General features: G+C 43.3%; 14 protein-coding genes. 7 read left to right on the plus strand and 7 right to left on the minus strand.

Annotation, left to right across the window (positions count from 1 at the left end; genetic code table 11):
• Positions 1–425 precede the first annotated feature (425 nt).
• The gene (locus A9G13_RS07440) at positions 426–659 is read right to left on the minus strand and encodes a hypothetical protein (protein ID WP_141670884.1); all 234 of its coding nucleotides are present in this window, start codon (positions 657–659) and stop codon (positions 426–428) included.
• Between the two features lie 56 nt (positions 660–715).
• Between A9G13_RS07440 and A9G13_RS07445 the strand changes: the two genes are divergently transcribed.
• Entirely contained in the window at positions 716–2,104 is a 1,389-nt protein-coding gene (locus A9G13_RS07445; protein ID WP_141670885.1) for a hypothetical protein, read from the plus strand.
• Positions 2,105–2,346: 242 nt separating this feature from the next.
• Here A9G13_RS07445 and A9G13_RS07450 read toward each other — a convergent pair whose 3' ends face one another.
• The 5 genes from A9G13_RS07450 to A9G13_RS07470 form a co-directional block, all read right to left on the minus strand.
• The gene (locus A9G13_RS07450) at positions 2,347–3,126 is read right to left on the minus strand and encodes a phosphate ABC transporter ATP-binding protein (protein WP_065556947.1); all 780 of its coding nucleotides are present in this window, start codon (positions 3,124–3,126) and stop codon (positions 2,347–2,349) included.
• Between the two features lies 1 nt (position 3,127).
• The gene (locus A9G13_RS07455) at positions 3,128–3,937 is read right to left on the minus strand and encodes a PstA family ABC transporter permease (RefSeq protein WP_218059191.1); all 810 of its coding nucleotides are present in this window, start codon (positions 3,935–3,937) and stop codon (positions 3,128–3,130) included.
• A gap of 85 nt (positions 3,938–4,022) precedes the next feature.
• A complete protein-coding gene (locus A9G13_RS07460) occupies positions 4,023–4,940 on the minus strand; it encodes a PstC family ABC transporter permease (RefSeq protein ID WP_081301194.1) in 918 nt (305 codons plus the stop codon).
• A 35-nt stretch (positions 4,941–4,975) separates the two neighbouring features.
• The gene (locus A9G13_RS07465) at positions 4,976–5,803 is read right to left on the minus strand and encodes a phosphate ABC transporter substrate-binding protein (RefSeq protein WP_065556949.1); all 828 of its coding nucleotides are present in this window, start codon (positions 5,801–5,803) and stop codon (positions 4,976–4,978) included.
• A 760-nt stretch (positions 5,804–6,563) separates the two neighbouring features.
• Positions 6,564–6,782 carry a hypothetical protein gene (locus A9G13_RS07470; protein ID WP_141670887.1) on the minus strand — a complete coding sequence of 73 codons (219 nt, stop codon included), beginning with the start codon at positions 6,780–6,782 and terminating at the stop codon, positions 6,564–6,566.
• Between the two features lie 53 nt (positions 6,783–6,835).
• Here A9G13_RS07470 and A9G13_RS07475 point away from each other — a divergent pair, with 53 nt between their 5' ends.
• The 4 genes from A9G13_RS07475 (at position 6,836) to A9G13_RS07490 (ending at position 14,750) form a co-directional block, all read left to right on the plus strand.
• Positions 6,836–8,206 carry a hypothetical protein gene (locus tag A9G13_RS07475; RefSeq protein ID WP_065556951.1) on the plus strand — a complete coding sequence of 457 codons (1,371 nt, stop codon included), beginning with the start codon at positions 6,836–6,838 and terminating at the stop codon, positions 8,204–8,206.
• Between the two features lie 947 nt (positions 8,207–9,153).
• Positions 9,154–10,566, plus strand: coding sequence for a hypothetical protein (locus A9G13_RS07480; RefSeq protein WP_065556952.1), 1,413 nt, complete (start codon positions 9,154–9,156; stop codon positions 10,564–10,566).
• Between the two features lie 420 nt (positions 10,567–10,986).
• Positions 10,987–12,663, plus strand: a complete 1,677-nt coding sequence (locus A9G13_RS07485) for a hypothetical protein (RefSeq protein ID WP_141670888.1) — start codon at positions 10,987–10,989, stop codon at positions 12,661–12,663.
• A gap of 722 nt (positions 12,664–13,385) precedes the next feature.
• A complete protein-coding gene (locus tag A9G13_RS07490) occupies positions 13,386–14,750 on the plus strand; it encodes a hypothetical protein (RefSeq protein WP_065556954.1) in 1,365 nt (454 codons plus the stop codon).
• A gap of 889 nt (positions 14,751–15,639) precedes the next feature.
• On the opposite strand, the gene A9G13_RS11260 is transcribed toward A9G13_RS07490, so the two are convergent.
• Positions 15,640–15,765, minus strand: coding sequence for a hypothetical protein (locus A9G13_RS11260; RefSeq protein WP_255307342.1), 126 nt, complete (start codon positions 15,763–15,765; stop codon positions 15,640–15,642).
• Between the two features lie 59 nt (positions 15,766–15,824).
• Here A9G13_RS11260 and A9G13_RS07495 point away from each other — a divergent pair, with 59 nt between their 5' ends.
• Positions 15,825–17,165, plus strand: coding sequence for a hypothetical protein (locus A9G13_RS07495; RefSeq protein ID WP_065556955.1), 1,341 nt, complete (start codon positions 15,825–15,827; stop codon positions 17,163–17,165).
• Between the two features lie 1,154 nt (positions 17,166–18,319).
• Entirely contained in the window at positions 18,320–19,699 is a 1,380-nt protein-coding gene (locus tag A9G13_RS07500) for a hypothetical protein (protein WP_065556956.1), read from the plus strand.
• Positions 19,700–19,990 lie beyond the last annotated feature (291 nt).

Consider the following 19,990-nt stretch of genomic DNA (forward strand, 5'->3'; position numbering starts at 1 on the left):
GTAGGAACAAATCACGACCGGTGCGTTAAGACCAAGCGAAGGCGGAGGGCAGTCGTAGACCACCATCTGCAGGCCCGCGTTTGGGTTGTAAGGGAATTTTCGCGTTAAAATTCCCTAACTCGAGCGTTAACTCCGCAATTAAAATAATCACCTAACCATAAAACGCTCGAAACCTAACGAATTCAAATAATAAAATCACAATAATCTCTGTTAAGATGTTTCCTGAGAGGTATACGTTTCAGTATAAAACTCAGCCTAACCCCAGCTAAAAAATAAAGCAAATTCCTTCATCTTTACTATTCTTTACAAATAAACTTAACAAAATAGTAGTTAAAATTTATCAAGGCGATATACTTTTAACGATGAGTGGTACGGAGGTTATTTTTCGCGCACTCAAATGGAAAAAGTGTAAATAAAACATAAAATTACTTGACGGAATCTTCATCATGCCTTATACTGGAAGACACAAGACACAAGACACAAGCACTGGCAGCTTTATGTCCAAAATCTATCTCAACACACTGTAGTTGACTCATTTCACCCAAGTGATAATTTAGTCCCCGATTTAATCCCAGATTTAGCTCCGCACCGTCGCCAACCCGGCCACCCAAATCTACAGCAACAATCATTACCGCCAAATCGGCAATTATCGCCATCATTGCCAATTAAGCGCCCGCCGCGTTTAGCTTTTAGTATAAAGCGTTGTTTAGCCTTAATGCCATTGCTATTGTTGCCGTATGCTACCACTACCCAAGCGTTGTCCGCTACTACCGCCCAGGTAATCCATGGTAGTGCGCCATATTTAACCTTCGATAATGGGGTAACTAAGGTCACGACTACGGAGGGTCTGTTAGGTATTACCATCTCCGACGGTACTACTCAAACCACCTACACACCGAGCCATAATACTTCAACCGCAACGAACCCAATTGTGCTCCCAGTTGCCAATCAGAGTTTCGCTGATATTGCTATGTCAATACCTACCAATACCAACTCCATTGCCTTAAGTGCTTTAATTGGTGCGCCAAATAATTATTGGGGCGATGATGATGGTGATGGTCAGGGTACTAATGGTATTACCGCTACGGGTAATTTAAGCTTGCGTATTACCGATAAAAATGGTGAAACAGTCAGTCGTAATACTGTATTAAGCCTTTGTGGTGAAGCTCCTTATAAAGTAGAATTAACTGCAACTGATGGTAGTTTAACCACTCAGTATGGGCTACCCAATAGTAGTAGTTTCACAGGTGGTAGAGTCACTTATTATATCAGCCCAAAACCAGCTACGCCTATCTGCGTAAGGTATGCCAGACCGAATCTGACCAATGGCGCCCGCGACTACGCCGGACCAGTCAATATCTGGAGCCCAGATAAAGGTTTTCTAGTACAATCCACTGCACCATCAAGTTACAGTCGTAACTTCCCGACTACCGGTGCTAATAATCTGTATTTTGATTTAATTATAGATGGTATTAATTCAACAACATTGACATGGCCAACAGTCAAAAAAGGAGGTATTACCGCTACCATGACGCCATCCCCCGATAATGCTAATAACATCCGCGTCACCCTCACTGGTCCGGCGGCAACATCATCCCAACAAGATTCAGCCTCACCGGGTAGGATTGCTAGACCCACCTTGCCACAGACATTCGTGTTAGTAGGTAAAGATAGTAGTAATAACGAGGTATTAAGATATGGTTTTAAGTTACAGCATTGGTTCGTCAACCGCGGAATAAATTATTATACTTATCCTAACACCTCATCCTGGTGTAGTAGTTTAGGTGGTGGTTACCGTCTACCCCAGGTCAAAGACTTAACTAACGCGAAGTGTGGTGTGGATACTTCTTGGTTTCCATGCGTTAATGGCATAGATGGCGCCACGCCGTCATCAACTTGGAATAATTACCAACGTAATATTGGTGCGGGTTTGTTTACCGAATGGGGCGATATGCGCTATTATACCTCTGCCGGCTTCGTCTACAGCAACTACTGGACAAGCGACAGCTACGGTTCGAACCAGTTCCCTGTCAACTCGTACGACGGCCGCGTTTACAACGTCAGTCCCTCCCTCAGAGACAATGGGGTTTGCGCCTATCCTTAGTCCTTAGTTCTTAGTCCTTAATCCTTAAGTCGCGGGTGTTTAATAAGGAGTAATAAAGTTTAAGTAATAAAAGGACGGTTGCAGCGGCAGGGGCAACCCGAGCCTCGTTGGCTGGCGGGTAGGGGATTTTAGCATTAAAAATCCCTTACCTGAGTGTTGGTACGGCATTAAGAAAAACACTAAACCAACAGCACTCTATAAATAGACTCACACTTAAAGCATAATCTTAATCAATTATGCGCTTATACAGCTGGGTTTGGGGTTGGATTAGCGCCAATTAATTGGTTGATGGTTGTTAAATCAAATGGCGGTTTTAAACAATTGGTTATTGCGCCATTATGCATAATCAAAAGCTGATCGGCTAACCGGCAAGCTTGCTGCAAATTATGCGAAACCATAATAATGGTATAGTCAGATTTAAGTTCATTTAATCGTGATTCTATAATTTTGGCGGTGTGGACATCCAGTGCCCCGGTTGGTTCATCTAATAACAAAATAGCTGGCTCTAGAGCCAGCGTTCTGGCTAAACACAAGCGTTGTTGTTGACCGCCGGATAAATGTTCGGCGGATTCATTTAACTTATTACTTACTTCGTCCCAAAGCCCAACTTTAGTCAGCACTTCTGTCACTTTGGGCGCTATTAGTGCTTTGGGGCAGGCGGCCACTAATTCTAATGGCATGGCTATATTGCGATAAATACTGACAGGTAACAGTTGCGGGGTTTGAAACAACATACCCACTTTACGGCGTAAAGTTTGGGTTGCTATGGTGTTTTTTTGTTGTAGGGGATAGATTAATTGCCACTTGCAACCAAAGTTAACCTCAATATTGCCGCTGGTGTGGCAGTTGTCATACTCGTCGTTCAATCGGTTTAATGCCCGTAACAAAGTTGTTTTTCCGGAACCGGAATGGCCGACAATAACAGTGATTTGTTGGCGCGCAAAGGTTACATTCAAATTGCGTAATATATGGTGTTTAGCAAAGCTAACATTTAATTGAGTTACTTTTATTGCTGTATTCACGCTAACCCCTTTGCCAACGTTGTTTATAGGTTTTTTCAATATACTTGGCACTCAGCATAATAACAGCTGCAATGCACAATAAAATTAGTGCGGTACTAAAACCTTGTGCCAGTTCTAGCTCGCTTTGATATTCGGCAGCAGTCACATAGATTTTAAACGGTAACGCTTCAAATTTGCTACCTAAGCCAGCGGGTAAACCACTATTGGCGACAACACCGGTTAGCATTATAACCGCAGTGTCTTCGGTGATCCGGCCAATGGTTAACACCACTCCGCCAAAAATACCTTTACTGGCACTTGGTAGTAATAAATGCCGAATACATTGGGCTTTAGTAAAACCTAAAGTGGCGGCGGTAATACGAATATCTTTGGGGATGGATTCAAACGCCTCGCGAGTATTAATAATCAGCACCGGTAAAACCAGAATAGCTAAACAAATGGCGGCCAGTAACAATCCGGTATTCGCCTGCGGCCAAATTGTGTGCCTTAGCATAAGTATCAAACTAAACCCAAATAATCCCATCACAATTGAGGGTGTGCCAGCCAGAGTATCAATAATACTCCCCCCCAAACTCTTGGCTTTTGGGCTGGCATATTCAGCTAAAAAAATACCACAGCCAATCCCGGGAACCACCGCTAAAAGTAGGCTAAGCAACACTAAACTAAAGGTGCCAACCACCGCAGGCCAAATGCCATCCCACACTGGGGTGCCATGAAAAATGGCCGCTACTATATTCGTGTTACCAAAAAACAGTGCTAGATTAAGGTTGGCAATTCCATGTTTAACTAAAAAGCCCAATAGCAAAGCCATAACGACCATAAGCAAAATAACGGCCAAGGAACAGCTATAATGGAAGATAGTTAAATGTGCGCGGTTTTTCATATTATGTTTGCCACTATATTTTGGGGTCATTAATTACGGTGGATCGACCCAAAAAATGCTGTCGCATATTTTTAGAAGTTAATCCCCGAGCTAACAAACTCAATAAGGTATTAATAACTAATAGCAAAAAGCCGGCTATAAAAAGAGAGTTGTAGGCATGCCCGCCCACTTCATTGGCGGTGACTAATGCCATATGCGCCGACAAAGTCCGGATACTATCTGATAAGTGCAAAGTAATTTGTGTAGCATTGCCGGCTAGCATTAACGGCAATAAGGTGTCTCCAATGGCACGCCCTAAACCTAAAATAGTGGCTGCTAATAGCGTTTTTTTGGCATTGGGCAGGATAAAAGTCCACAGCAAGTCTAGTTTAGTAAAACCTATAGCTAAGCCACTAGGGCACAAGGCATTTAAGCGCGTTTGTAACCCGGTACAGATCACTAAAATCATAGTAGGAAGGATTAAAATGCTGACCATTAAGCTAGCGGTTAACCAACATAACCCGGAACCGCCAAATAATTGGCGAATAATCGGCGTGAGTAAAAACAAGGCAATAAAACCATAAACTACAGTGGGAATAGCGGTCATAAAGTAGATGATGTTTTTAACTACAGCAAGTTTATAACCGCGGCCAATGGCTAACAACCAGCAAGAAATAGTAATAGCCAGTGGCACAGCGATGATAATAGCCAAAACTGATAATAACAGCGAACCCAAAAGCATGGGCACAATGCCAAATTGATTGTTGGCAGGCGACCATTGCAACGTAAACGGACTATTAGCCCCGGTTTGCAAAAGTAAAGGTAATGCCAGGCTCCCTAACATAATAAAGAGCAATATGATACTTAAAAAAGCAACTCCAGTAGCGATATAAATAATAGTGGTACTAACATTCATCCGTACGGCTACTAGCAGTCGCTTAAAATAAGGCATAATAACTGGCTACGCTATTGGTGATTAGATTAAAACTATTTAGCTTTGTCCACCGGAATGTAGCCCGCTTGACTAATAATTTCTTTGCCATCAGGCGAATAAATATAGTCGATAAAATCAGCAACAATGCCTTGTGGTTGTCCTTTAGTGTTCATATAAAGCAATCTTGTGACACTGTAACTACCATTAGCAGCATTTTCTTGTGATGGCACCATACCATCCAGTACAATACCCTTAATGGTATTATTTAAATGCCCAATCCCAACATAACCAATTGCATTCACATCTTGTGAAATAACTGTTTTCATGGCGCCATTAGAATTAACAATATTGGCAGAACTAACCGATTTAGCGCCCGGAATGGCTAAGGTTTCAAAGGTTTCGCGAGTGCCACTACCATCTTCGCGGTTATACAAAGTAATCGCGGCATTATTACCACCAACTTGTTGCCAATTAGTTATCTTGCCGGTAAAAATATCAATAAGTTGCTGTTTAGAAAGTGCGGCAACCGGGTTTTGCGGGTTAACCACTACGGCAACACCGTCAATTGCAAACGGGAATGTTTGCAAGCCATATTGCTCTACTTCATTGGCTTTAAGTGGGCGGCCAGTATTACCAATTTGCGCCAAGCCTTCACCAACCATTTTAACGCCAACGCCAGAACCACCACCAGTAACAGTAATCTTAATATTAGGGTTAGTTTCCATAATGCGTTTTGCTGCTTCCCGCATTACCGGAATATGCGCGGTGCCACCAGCAATATTAATAGTGCCTTGTTTATTTTTAAATGAATCTAAAGGTGCAGCGACCGTTGCTCCTACTAGGCCAAAAATACAGATTAAAGCCAGGATGATTTTTTTCATATTGAATGCTCCTTGATTGCTCCTAATGGTTATTGCATGCATCAATTAAATCATATTCGGTATTATTAAAACCAAACTAAATAATCAGAATTACTGATACACTTTATTGAGAATTATTTTTATAAAACTATATGACTAACAATTGTACAGCAAAATTATTATTCAATAAATAATCAAAGACCAACTACAGTAATCTCTGTCAAGATGTTTCCTGAGAGGGGTGTGTTTCAGTATAAAAACTGGCTAATTAGTCACGCTGCCGCGTAGGCGTTAAGAGGGATTGGTGTGAATCCCTCTTAACAATCTCGCCACACCCCCGCGGGAAGTAGTGGTCACTGCGTGACTACCCTCGCTCGCTAATTGGCACTTAACGAACCGCCGCGTATCGCACCTCCCTGTGCGCCCACGGCTCATCCGGCTTCCTGCCGGCTGTTCTATGCCAATTACCTCCCTCAGCACCACTTAAGCGGGGAAGTAAAAACAACACCCAACCATAAAACGCTCGCAACCTAACCGATTCAAATAACTAAAGCACAATAACTCTGTCAAGATGTTTCCTGAGAGGGGTATGTTTCAGTATAAAAATCAACCGCAAACCCAGCTTAAAAATAAAGCCAATGCCTTCATCTTTACTATTCTTTACAAATAAACCTAACAAAATAGTAGTTAAATTTTATCAAGGCGATATACTTTTAGCGATGAGTGGTGTGGAGGTTAATTTTCGCGCACTCGAATGGAAAAGTGTAAATAAAACATAAAATTACTTGACGGAATCTTCATCATGCCTTATACTGGAAGACACAAGACACAAGACACAAGCACTGGCAGCTTTATGCCCAAAATCTATCTCAACGCACTGTAGTTGACTCATTTCACCCAAGTGATAATTTAGTCCCCGATTTAATCCCAGATTTAGTACCGCACCGTCGGCAACCCGGTAACCCAAATCAACAGCAACAATCATTACCGCCATTATCACTAATTAAGCTCCATTTACGTTTAGGTTTTAGCTTAAAGCGCTGTTTAACTTTAATGCCGTGGCTATTATTGCCGTATGCTACTACTACCCAAGCCTTGTCCGCTACTACCGCCCAGGTAATCCATGGTACTGAGCCGTATTTAACCTTTGATAATGGGGCAACTAGGGTTACGACTACGGAGGGTCTGTTAGGTATTACTCTATCTGATGGCTCTCGAATCACTCCGGCAATCAATACCTCAACCGCAACGAACCCAATTGTGCTACCTAGAGCAGGAGATACCTTAGCTAATGTACAGATGTTTGTACCAATCACCACTAACTCCATTGCCTTAAACGCTTTAATCGGTACACCCTATAATTATTGGGGCGATGATGATGGTGATGGTCAGGGTACTAATGGTATTACCGCTACCGGTAATTTAACTGTTACTATTACCGATAAAGACAATCAAGCAGTGAGTCGTAGTGCTACCTTAGATTTATGTAAAGCGCCTTATAAAGTGGCATTAACCAGTACAGCTGGTAGTTTAACCACCCGGTATGGGCTGCCTAATAGTAGTAGTTTCAGCGGTGGTACAGCCACTTATTATATCAGTCCTAAAGCCGCACCTACAATCTGTTACGCCAGGCCGAGTCTTGAGCGTGGCACCGGCGACTGGGCCGGCCCCGCCACTATCTGGAACCCAGATAAAGGCTTCCTGGTGCAATCAACTACACCATCAGGTTACAGTCGTAACTTCCCGACTACCGGGGCTAATAATCTGTATTTTGATTTAGACATAGGTGGTGTTAAAGGTTCAGCATTGACATGGCCAACAGTCAGCCAAGGAGGTATAACCGCTACCATGACGCCATCCCCCGCTAATGCTAATAATATCCGCGTTACCCTCACCGGTCCGTTTGCAACAGCAGCTCAACAAAGTTCAACCACACCGGGTAGTATAGCTAGACCCACCTTGCCACAGACATTCGTGTTAGTTGGTAAAGATAGTAGTAATAACGAGGTATTAAGATATGGTTTTGAGTTACAGCATTGGTTCGTCAACCGCGGATATACATCGGATAATTATGCTAACACCTCATCCTGGTGTAGTAATTTAGGCGGAGGTTACCGTCTATCCCGGGTCAAAGACTTAACAAACGCGGTGTGTTCGGGAACTAATTCAGGCTCTTGGTGCCAAGGAGCAGTGGGCGCCACGCCGTCATCAACTGTTAATCGGTATCAACGTAATATTGGTGCGGGTTTGTTCACCGAATGGGGCGACGTGTATGATTATACCGCTGCCGGCTTCGTCAACTCCTACTACTACTGGACAAGTGACAGCCGCGGTTCGATCCAGTTCCGTGTCTACTCGAACACCGGCTCCGTTTGGAGCAACTCTCCCACCAGCGTCATTTACGGGGTTTGCGCCTATCCTTAGTCCTTAGTTCTTAGTCCTTAATCCTTAAGTCACGGGTGTTTAATAAGGAATAATAAAGTTTAAGCAACCAAAGGATGGTTGCAGCGGCAGGGGCAACCCGAGCCGCTTTTTAAAAATGCCAGCAATCAACGCTGGCACTTTTATGTTTGTTAAGATGTTTCCTGAGAGGTATACGTTTCAGTATGAAAAAGGTTAATATTCGCTATGGTTTGGGTTCGGTGTGGTTGCGGACGGTATTGGCAAAGGTGTTCTTAATAACTCACTGAGCCACGTCCGCGTTAAGAGGGATTAATGTGAATCCCTCTTAACAATCTCCCCACACCCCGCGGGAAGTAGTGGTCACTGCGTGACTACCCTCACTCGCTAATTGGTATTTAACGAACCGCCGCGTATCGCACTTCCCTGTGCGCCCACGGCTCATCCGGCTTCCTGCCGGCTGTTCTATGCCAATTAACTCCCTCGGCACCACTTAAGCGGGGAATAAAAACAAACACCCAAGCATAAAACGCTCGAAACCTAACGATTTAAATATCTAAAAATTAGACAAAAGCCTTCATCTTTACTATTCTTTACAAATAAACTCAGCAAAACAGTAGTTAAATTTCATCAAGGCGATATACTTTTAACGTGAGTGGTGCGGAGGTTAATTTTCGCGCACTCAAATGGAAAAAGTGTAAATAAAACATAAAATTACTTGACGGAATCTTCATCATGCCTTATACTGAAAGACACAAGACACAAGACACAAGCACTGGCAGCTTTACGTCCAAAATCTATCTCAATGCACTGTAGTTGACTCATTTCACCGAAGTGATAATTTAGTCCCCGATTTAGCACAGCACCGTCGGCAATTCAGTCACCCAAAGCAGCAGCAATCATTACCGCCATTATCACTAATTAAGCGCCCGCTGCGTTTAGGTTTTAACTTAAAGCGTGGTTTAACTTTAATGCCGTGGCTATTGTTGCCGTATGCTACCACTACCCAAGCGTTGTCAGCCACTACCGCCCAAGTTATCCATGGCAGTGCGCCGTATTTAACCTTTGATAATGGGGTAACTAAGGTTACCACTACGGAAGCTCTACTAAGTATTACCATCTCCGACGGTACTACTCGAACCACCTATACACCGGATAATACTTCAACCGCAGCCAACCCCATAGTACTCCGGGTAGCCAATCAGCGCTTTACAGATATTGGTATGCTGGTGCCTAGCAATACCAATTCCATCACCTTAAACGCTCTAATAGGTGCTCCCTATAATTATTGGGGTGATGATGATGGTGATGGTCAGGGTGCTAATGGTATTACCGCAACGGGTGATTTAACTGTTAGTATTACCGATAAAGACAATCAAGTCGTGAGTCGTAGTGCCAGCTTAGATATCTGTCAAGCGCCTTATAAAGTGGCATTAACCAGTACAGCCGGTAGTTTAACCACCCAGTATGGGCTGCCTAATAGTAGTAATTTCACAGGCAGTACAGCCACTTATTATATCAGCCCTAAAGCGCCACCTAAAATCTGTTACGCCCGACCAAATCTGCGATTTGGCACCAATGGCCGAGAAATATCAGGACGGAACTTCGCCGGCCCCGCCACTATCTGGAACCCAACTAAAGGCTTTCTGGTGCAATCAACTACACCATCAGGTTACAATCGTAACTTCCCGACTACCGGTGCTAATAATCTGTATTTTGATTTAGACATAGGTGGTATTAAAGGTTCAGCATTGACATGGCCAACAGTCAGCCAAGGAGGTATTACCGCCACCATGACGCCATCCCCCGCTAATGCTAATAACATCCGCGTCACCCTCACCGGTCCGGTGGCAACAGCATCCCAAATCAGTTCATCCTCACCAGGTACCGTCGCTACTCCCACCTTGCCACAGACATTCGTGTTAGTAGGTAAAGATAGTAGTAATAACGAGGTATTAAAATATGGTTTTGAGTTACAGCAGTGGTTCGTCAACCGTGGAGGTAAATGGGATACTTATGCTAACACCTCATTCTGGTGTCGTAGTTTAGGCGGTGGTTACCGTCTATCCAAAGTCAAAGACTTAACTAACGCGGTATGTGATGGTTCTTGGTGTCAAAGTAATCCTTGGCCAGTCGCCACGCCGTCATCAACTGAGAATATTTACCAACGTAATATTGGTGCGGGTTTGTTCACCGAATGGGGCGACGTGACCGATTATACCGCTGCCGGCTTCGTCAACCCCTACTACTGGTGGACAAGTGACAGCAGCGGTTCGAACCAGTACTATGTCAACTCGGACGCCGGCTTCGTTGACAACGGCTACGTTATCGGCGGCAATCTGGTCAACAGCCGCGGCTACTACGGGGTTTGCGCCTATCCTTAGTCCTTAATCCTTAAGTCACGGGTGTTTAATAAGGGGTAATAAAGTTTAAGCAACCAAAGGACGGTTGCAGCGGCAGGGGCAACCCGAGCCGCGATTCTAAAAACCAGTTATTAACAACTGGTTTTTTATGGCTTAAGTGTTATTAAGCTAATTAGCTAGGTTTTTATGGTATTAAATTAAATTCACCTAAAATAAGTGTACTTCCGATTAGTAAAGCGGATAGGGCGGCAGTGGTATTGGTTGCTGTTTTAATATATGCATAATTTATATTTTTTTTGATATTTTTAAATTAAAGGGGATAGTTATTTTTTATATATAGTTTTATACTTTTAAAAGCTGAAATGAATTTAGCGGTATTTTTTACAATGGAGGACTAAAATTTAAATAAAATAGATAATTAGTTAACAGGGAAGCATAGTTATGCAGTTTATTGGTATATGCCAGCGTAGGCAAATCTATATTTTAAATCTTCTAAAATATCACCATTTCAATCGGCAATCTTATTTAGGCATTATGCCTGCCGCTAATTTGGCTAGTCAATATGGGCAGGTTCGGTCAGGTTGTTGGCAAACTTTATCGGCAAATATATCTTCAAATTTAATAGGTGCTCAAACACTGAGTTCACGCTGGTTAGTCAAACTAGGTTTGGCTTTGCTGTTATTAGTATTTTGGTTATATTCGGCTAATACGCAGGCGTTGTCGGCGACTACGGTGCAAGTTATTAATGGTAGTGCGCCTTATTTAACTTTTGATAATGGGGTAACCAAGGTTACTACTGCAGATGGGTTATTAAGTATTACTTTATCCGACGATACTAAAATCACACCGACAACGAATACCTCAACCAAAGATAGTCCAATTGTGCTTCCTGAAGCCAACCAGAAGTTTACTGATATTAATATGGTGGTGCCAGCGACTACTAACTCCATCGCTTTAAATACTTTAATTGGTCAACCCTATAATTATTGGGGTGATGATGATGGTGATGGTGAGGGTGTTAATGGGATTACGGCTACGGGTAATTTAACAGTGAGTATTACCGATAGAGACAATCAAGAAGTGAGTCGTAGTACCACCTTGGATGTCTGTCAAGCGCCTTATAAAATAGTATTAACCAGTACTGATGTTAGTTTAACTACCCAGTATGGGTTGCCCAATATAAGTTACTTCACAGGTAATAGAGCTACTTATTATGTCAGTCCTAAAGCCGAGCCGAAAATATGTTATGCCAGGCCGAATCTGAACTATGGTACCAATAGTGTAGAAGTAGTAAACTGGAACTTTGCCGGCCCTGCCAATATCTGGAATACGAAAAAAGGCTTCCTAGTGCAATCTACTGAGTCATCAAGTTACGACCGTAACTTCCCGACTGCTGCTGCTAATAAGCTACACTTTGATTTACTTGCAGGTGGTATAGATGCGGCAACTTTAACTTGGCCAGATGTCACTCTAGGTGGTATTACTGCAACTATGACCGTTAATCCACCCAAAAGCACTCCTAACCAAAGAAATTTTCCCACTTTTAATCCTGATGGTGCTTCCTCGGTGCGCATAACCCTCACTGGTCCAGCGGCAACTAGCACGCAAATCAACACAGATTATCCGACTAAACTTAGTCCACCCAGCTTACCACAGACTTTCGAGATAGTCGGTTATGATAGTAATCATACAGCAGTATTAAAATATGGCTTTGTCTTAAAGCATTGGTTCATCAACCGCGGAAAACAAACAAATTCTGTTCTTAAAATAAGGGATTGGTGTTCAAAATTAGGTGAAGCATATCGTGTACCCAAGGTAAATGAGTTAACTAATGCGGTGTGCGCGGGGTATAATTCAGGGCGTGAATGCCAAGGTGTAGTAGGTGCCACACCACCATCAACTCAAAATAATTACCAGCGTAATATTGGTGGTGGTTTTTTTGCTGAATGGGGCAACTTGTCCGAAATTACCGAGTCCGGTTTCGAATCGATATACTACTGGTCGAATGACATCAGTACATTAAACTCAAATAGCCATTACATGATTCACTTGAGCCATGGCTACACTACTAGTACATTCCTCTACGACGGCTACTACGGGGTTTGCGTCTATCCTTAGTTCTAGGCCTTAAGTTGTAATAAGTTAATAAGGAACAATTAAGATTAAACAGCCAAGAGGACAGTGGCAGCGGCGGGGGTAACCCAAGCCGTTTTTTAAAAATGCCAGCATTGATTGCTGGCATTTTTATGTTTGTCAAGATGTTTCCTGATAGGGGTACGTTTGCGTATAAAAGTTGGCTAATCAGTCAAGCTGCCGCTTTTTCGTTAACAGGGATCGGTGTGAATCCCTGTTAACAATCTCCCCACGCCCCGCGGCAAGTAAAAACCAAACCCCTTAGTAAGAATAAAATCACCGATCTTTACAGTTTTTTACAAATAATCTGCTAAAAAAAGTAGTTAAATTTTTTCAAGACGTTATACTTTTAAATCTAAAAAAATGGATTTAGCTTAATTTATTAGCAATTAGGCTAAAAAATGCAAATAAAACATAAAATTACTTGACGGAACGCACAATATGCATTATAATTTTAGACACAAGACACAAGACACAAGCACTGGCAGCTTTACGTCCAAAATCTATCTCAACACACTATAGTTGACTCATTTCACCCAAGTGATAATTTAGTCGCCGATTTAGTCCCCGATTTTGCTCCGCACCGTCGGCAATCCAACTACCCAAATCAGCAGCAACAACCATTACCGCCATTATCACTAATTAAGCGCCAACCACGTTTAAGTTTTAGCTTAAAGCGTTATTTAGCCTTCATACCGTGGCTATTGTTGCCGTATGCGACTACTACCCAAGCGTTGTCGGCTACTACGGCACAGGTAATTCATGGTACTCAGCCGTATTTAACCTTTGATAATGGGGTAACTAAAGTCACGACTACGGAGGGTCTGTTAGGGATTACCATCTCCGACGGTACTACTCAAACCACCTACACACCGGATAATACTTCAACCGCAGCCAACCCAATAGTGCTGCCGGTAGCCAATCAGCGCTTTACCGATATTGGCATGTTGGTGCCTACCAATACTGATTCAATCGCCTTAAACGCTCTAATTGGAGCACCCTATAATTATTGGGGCGATGATGATGGTGATGGTCAGGGTGTTGATGGTATTACCGCTAGCGGTAATTTAAGCGTGCGTATTACCGATAAAGACAATCAAGCAGTAAGTCGAAATGCGGTATTAAGTATTTGTGGTGCCCCTTACAAAGTGGAATTAACCAGTACTGCTGGTAGTTTAACCACCCAATATGGGCTGCCTAATAGTAGTAATTTCACAGGTAGTACTGCCACTTATTATATCAGTCCTAAAGCAGAGCCTAGGATCTGCTATGCCAGACCAAGTTTGGATTGGGGTTATGACGAATACAAAGGTCCCGCTAATATTTGGAATGAGGAGAAAGGTTTTCTGGTGCAATCAACTTCACCGTCATCTTATGGGACTAATTTCCCGACTACTGGAGCCAATAATCTATATTTTGATTTGCTGGTAGCGGGTATTGATGGTTCAAAATTGACTTGGTCAACCATCAATCAGGGTGATATTACTGCTACATTGACACCCAACCCGCCTGAAGATTATTATTTTAACCCTGATGGTGCCTCTACTGTGCGCGTCACCCTTAAGGGACCGGCGGCAACAACCGCTCAACAACAAACACAAAAACCGGGTTTGGTTACGGTACCAAATTTGCCACAGCAATTCGAGATAGTCGGTTATGATAGTAATCATACCGCGGTAGTAAAATATGGCTTTGTATTAAAGCAGTGGTTTATCGTTCGAGAAGATGACTGGTACCAAGAAGATATGGCTGCTTGGTGTCCAAGAATAGGTTATCGGCTGATAAAAATAAAAGATGTAACCAATGCATTTTATACTGGGATAAAAGACCCTAGAGACGCTCATCGTTTTGTTGGAGCCACGCCCTCATCAACAGGGAATCATTTACAGCGTAATATCGGTGCGGGTTTTTTAACTGAATGGTCGAATATGCATGAATATGGCTACAATTATACAAAATACTGGACAAGTGAGGTTGATGATATTAATAGAGACTTTATTATAGACGGCGACGGTAGCGTACGGTATGAGATGGTACACTTTATGATGCGGGGTGCTTGCACCTATCCTTAATCCTTAAGTTGCAGGCATTTATAAGAAGCAATTAAGAATAAGTAGCCAATGAACAGTTGCAGCGGTAGGGGCAACCCGAGCCGCGTCCTATAAATGCCAGCAATTCACGCTGGCATTGTTATGCTTGTCAAGATGTTTCCTGAGAGGGGTATGTTTGAGTATAAAAACCGGCTAATTAGTCACGCTGCCGCTTAGGCGTTAAGAGGGATTGGTGTGAATCCCTGTTAACAATCTCCCCACACCCCGCGGGAAGTAAAAACCAATTAATTCCACAATAGTCTTGGTTTTTAGGTGTTCAATTGGCCGTTAGATGGTGCCGACAACTGAGTGCGGTTAGCACGGCAAACAGGGAGGTTTGCCGAGGGAGTGCTTTGTAGGAACAAATCACGACCGGTGCGTTAAGACCAAGCGAAGGCGGATGGTAGTCGCAGACCACCATCTGCAGGCCCGCGTTTGGGTTGTAAGGGAATTTTCGCGTTAAAATTCCCTTACTCGAGCGTTAACTCCGCAATTAAAATAATCACCTAACTATAAAACGCTCGAAACCTAACGGATTCAAATAATAAAATCACAATAATCTATGTTAAGATGTTTCCTGAGAAGGGTATGGTTGCGTATAAAAACCAACCAATTCCGCAAGGATAATCGTTCATCTTTACTATTCTTTACAAATAAACTTAACAAAATAGTAGTTAAAATTTATCAAGGCGATATACTTTTAGCGTTGAGTGGTGCAGAGGTTATTTTTCGCGCACTCGAATGGAAAAAATGTAAATAAAACATAAAATTACTTGACGGAATCTTCATCATGGCTTATACTGGAAGACACAAGACACAAGACACAAGCACTGGCAGCTTTACGTCCAAAATCTATCTCAACACACTGTAGTTAACTTCTTTCACCAAAGTGATAATTTAGCCCCCGATTTAGTACCGCACCGTCGGCAACCCAACTACCCAAATCAGCAGCGACAATCATTAACACCATTACCGCTAAATCGGCAGTTACCACCATTATTATCAATTAAGCGCCCGCTGCACTTAGGTTTTAGTTTAAAGCGTTGTCTAGCCTTAATGCCATTGTTATTATTGCCGTATGCTACTACTACTCAAGCATTGTCCGCGACTACCGCCCAGGTAATCCATGGTACTGAGCCATATTTAACCTTTGATAATGGGGTAACTAAGGTTACTACTACGGAGGGTCTGTTAGGTATTACCATCTCTGACGGTACTACTCAAACCACCTACACACCGAGCCATAATACCTCAACCGCAGCCAACCCAATTGTGCTGCCGGTAGCCAACCAGCGCTTTACCGATATTGGTATGCTGGTGCCTACCAATACCAATTCCATTGCCTTAAGCTCTCTAATTGGTGCCCCTTATAATTATTGGGGCGATGATGATGGTGATGGTCAGGGTACAAATGGTGTTACAGCCACGGGGAATTTAACTGTTAGTATTACCGATAGCAACGGTCAAGTTGTTAGTCGTGATACTATTCTTAATACTTGTGGTACTACAGTGCCACCGTATAAATTAGTATTGACTAGTACAGCTGGTAGTTTAACCACCCAGTATGGGCTGCCTAATAGTAGTAGTTTCAGCGGTGGTACTGCCACCTATTATATTAGTCCTAAAGGCGGGCCTACAATCTGTTACGCCAGGCCGAGTCTTGACCGTGGCTCCGACAACTACGCCGGCTTCGACACTATCTGGAGCCCAACTAAAGGCTTCCTGGTGCAATCCACTACACCATCAAGTTACAGTCGTAACTTCCCTACTACCGGTGCTAATAATCTGTATTTTGATTTAGACATAAGTGGTATTAATGGTTCAACATTGACATGGCCAACAGTCACCCAAGGAGGTATAACGGCTACCATGACGCCATCACCCGATAATGCTAATAACATCCGCGTCACCCTCACCGGTCCGGTGGCAACAGCATCCCAACAAAGTTCAGCCACACCAGGTAGTATCGCTACTCCCATCTTGCCACAGACATTCGTGTTAGTCGGTAAAGATAGTAGTAATAACGAGGTATTAAGCTATGGCTTTGTGTTAAAAAAGTGGTTCGTCCACCGCGGAACTCAACGAGGTAATCTTGCTAACACCTCATCCTGGTGTAGTAGTTTAGGCGGTGGTTACCGTCTATCCCAGGCCAAAGACTTAACTAACGGAGTTGGAACCTCTGACAATACAAACAATTATTACAAACGTAATATTGGTAAGGGTTTGTTCGCCGAATGGGGCAACATGAACGTTTATACCGCTGCCGGCTTCGCCAAAGTCGGCTACTTTACAAGTGACAGCAGCGGTTCATACCAGGTGGTTGTCCGCTCGGACAGCGGCTCCGTTGGCAACGCCTTCCCGAGCAGCAGCGGTTTCGGGCTTTGCATCTATCCTTAGTCCTTAGTTCTTAGTCCTTAATCCTTAAGTCACGGGTGTTTAATAAGGGGTAATAAGGTTTAAGTAACAACAGGACGGTTGCAGCGGCAGGGGCAACCCGAGCCGCTTTTTAAAAATGCCAGCCACGCCGCTGGCATTTTTATGCTTGTCAAGATGTTTCCTGAGAGGTATACGTTTGCGTATAAAAATCGGCTCATTAGCCACGCTGCCGCGTAGGTGTTAACAGGGATTGGTGTGAATCCCTGTTAACAATCTCCCCACACCCCGCGGGAAGTAACAACCAGTTAATTCAACAAAAGATAAAGGTGTTAAGGTGTTGGTGTTCAATTGGCCGTTAGATGGTGCCGACAACTGAGTGCGGTTAGCACGGCAAACAGGGAGGTTTGCCGAGGGAGTGCTTTGTAGGAACAAATCACGACCGGTGCGTTAAGACCAAGCGAAGGCGGAGGGCAGTCGCAGACCTCCATCTGCAGGCCCGCGTTTGGGTTGTAAGGGAATTTTCGCGTTAAAATTCCCTTACTCGAGCGTTAACTCCGCAATTAAAATAATCACCAAATCGTAAAACGCTCGAAACCTAACGGCTTCAAATAACTAAAGCACAATAACGTTTGTCAAGATGTTTCCTGAGAGGTATACGTTTCAGTATAAAAACTCAGCCCCAAACCTAGCTTAAAAATAAAGCAAATCCCTTCATCTTTACTATTCTTTACAAATAAACCTAACAAAACAGTAGTTAAATTTTATCAAGGCGATATACTTTTAACGATGAGTGGTGCGGAGGTTATTTTTCGCGCACTCGAATGGAAAAAGTGTAAATAAAACATAAAATTACTTGACGGAATCTTCATCATGCCTTATACTGGAAGACACAAGACACAAGACACAAGCACTGGCAGCTTTACGTCCAAAATCTATCTCAGCACACTATAGTTGACTCATTTCACCGAAGTGATAATTTAGTCCCCGATTTAACCCCAGATTTAGCCTCGCACCGTCGGCATAATCGGCAACCTAGTTACCAAAATCAGCAATTATCTTCAATAATACCATTACGGTTACTACAATCATTACCGCCAAATCGGCAGTTACCGCCATTATCACTAATTAAGCGACTACCGCGTTTTGGTTTTAGCTTAAAGCGTGGTTTAGCCTTAATGCCGTTGTTGTTATTGCCGTATGCTACTACTACCCAAGCGTTGTCGGCTACTACCGCCCAGGTAATCCATGGTACTGAGCCGTATTTAACCTTTGATAATGGGGTAACTAAGGTTACGACTACGGATGATCTGTTAGGTATTAAACTTTCCAACGGTGCTCGTTTCACTCCGGCAACCAATACTTCAACCGCAGCCAACCCAATACAGCTTCCAGAGGCCAATCAAAGTTTCGCTGATGTAGGTATGCTGGTGCCTACCAATACCAATTCCATTGCCTTAAGTGCTTTAATTGGTGCACCCTATAATTATTGGGGCGATGATGATGGTGATGGTCAGGGTACAAATGGTGTTACAGCTACGGGGAATTTAACCGTTAGTATTACCGATAGCAACGGTCAAGTTGTTAGTCGTGATACTATTCTTAATACTTGTGGTACTTCAGTGCCACCCTATAAATTAGTATTGACCAGTACAGCTGGTAGTTTAACCACCCAGTATGGGCTACCTAATAGTAGTATTTTCAGCGGTGGTACTGCCACTTATTATATCAGTCCTAAAGCAGGGCCTACAGTCTGTTACGCCAGACCAAATCTTCACTATGGTACAAATCATGAGCAAGCTACAGCAGGACTGAATACATATTTTGGAAACTTCCTCGGCCCGGCTGATATATGGAACCCGGAGAAAGGCTTCCTAGTGCAATCCACTACGCCATCAAACTACAATCGTAACTTCCCAACTACTGGTTCCAATATGCTGCATTTTGATTTACTAGTGACTGGTATTGATGTTTCAACTTTAACTTGGCCAACTGTTCGTCAGGGTGGTATTACTGCCACTATGACATTGAACCCACCAGTAGATTCTAATTTTAATCCTGATGGTGCCTCTTCGGTGCGCGTCACTCTTACTGGTCCAAAATGGGAGTCTCGTGGAACTGGTTCCACCGCCTTGCCGAAACTATTCGAGATAGTGGGTTATGATAGTAGTAATAGAGCGGTAATAAAATATGGTTTTGTGTTAAAGTATTGGTTTGTTCACAAAGGATATATTGAAGCGAAACGTAACGAAATAATACAGTGGTGTAGCGAGATAGGATATGATATGGTATCAATTGGCCGCCTCACCAACGCTGTATACATCAATCCTGGTCAATCGTGGGTTGCACCTGATAATAGTTATCACCGTAATATTGGTGTTGGTTTATTTACCGAATGGGGGGACCCAAGGGCTTATGCAGATGCCGGATACGGTAATTACTACTACTGGACTGGGACTGATAGTCGTATTCTGTATGCTGTTAGTGCAACTACTGGTACTGTAGCCAGAGAACCAGACAACTATGTCAAAGAAAAAATGATATGCGTCTCTAAATAGCCAATGGACTGTTGCAGCGGCAGGGGCAACCCGAGCCGCTTTTTAAAAATGCCAGCCACGCCGCTGGCATTTTTATGCTTGCCAAGATGTTTCCTGAGAGGTATACGTTTGCGTATAAAAACCGGCTCATTAGCCACGCTGCCGCGTAGGCGTTAACAGGGATTGGGGGTGAATCCCTGTTAACAATCTCCCCACACCCCGCGGGAAGTAGTGGTCACTGCGTGACTGCCCTCGCTCGCTAATTGGCACTTAACGAACCGCCGCGTATCGCACCTCCTTGTGCGCCCACGG

The organism is Gilliamella sp. wkB178 (genome assembly GCF_001690705.1).
Lineage (GTDB): Bacteria > Pseudomonadota > Gammaproteobacteria > Enterobacterales > Orbaceae > Gilliamella > Gilliamella apicola_K.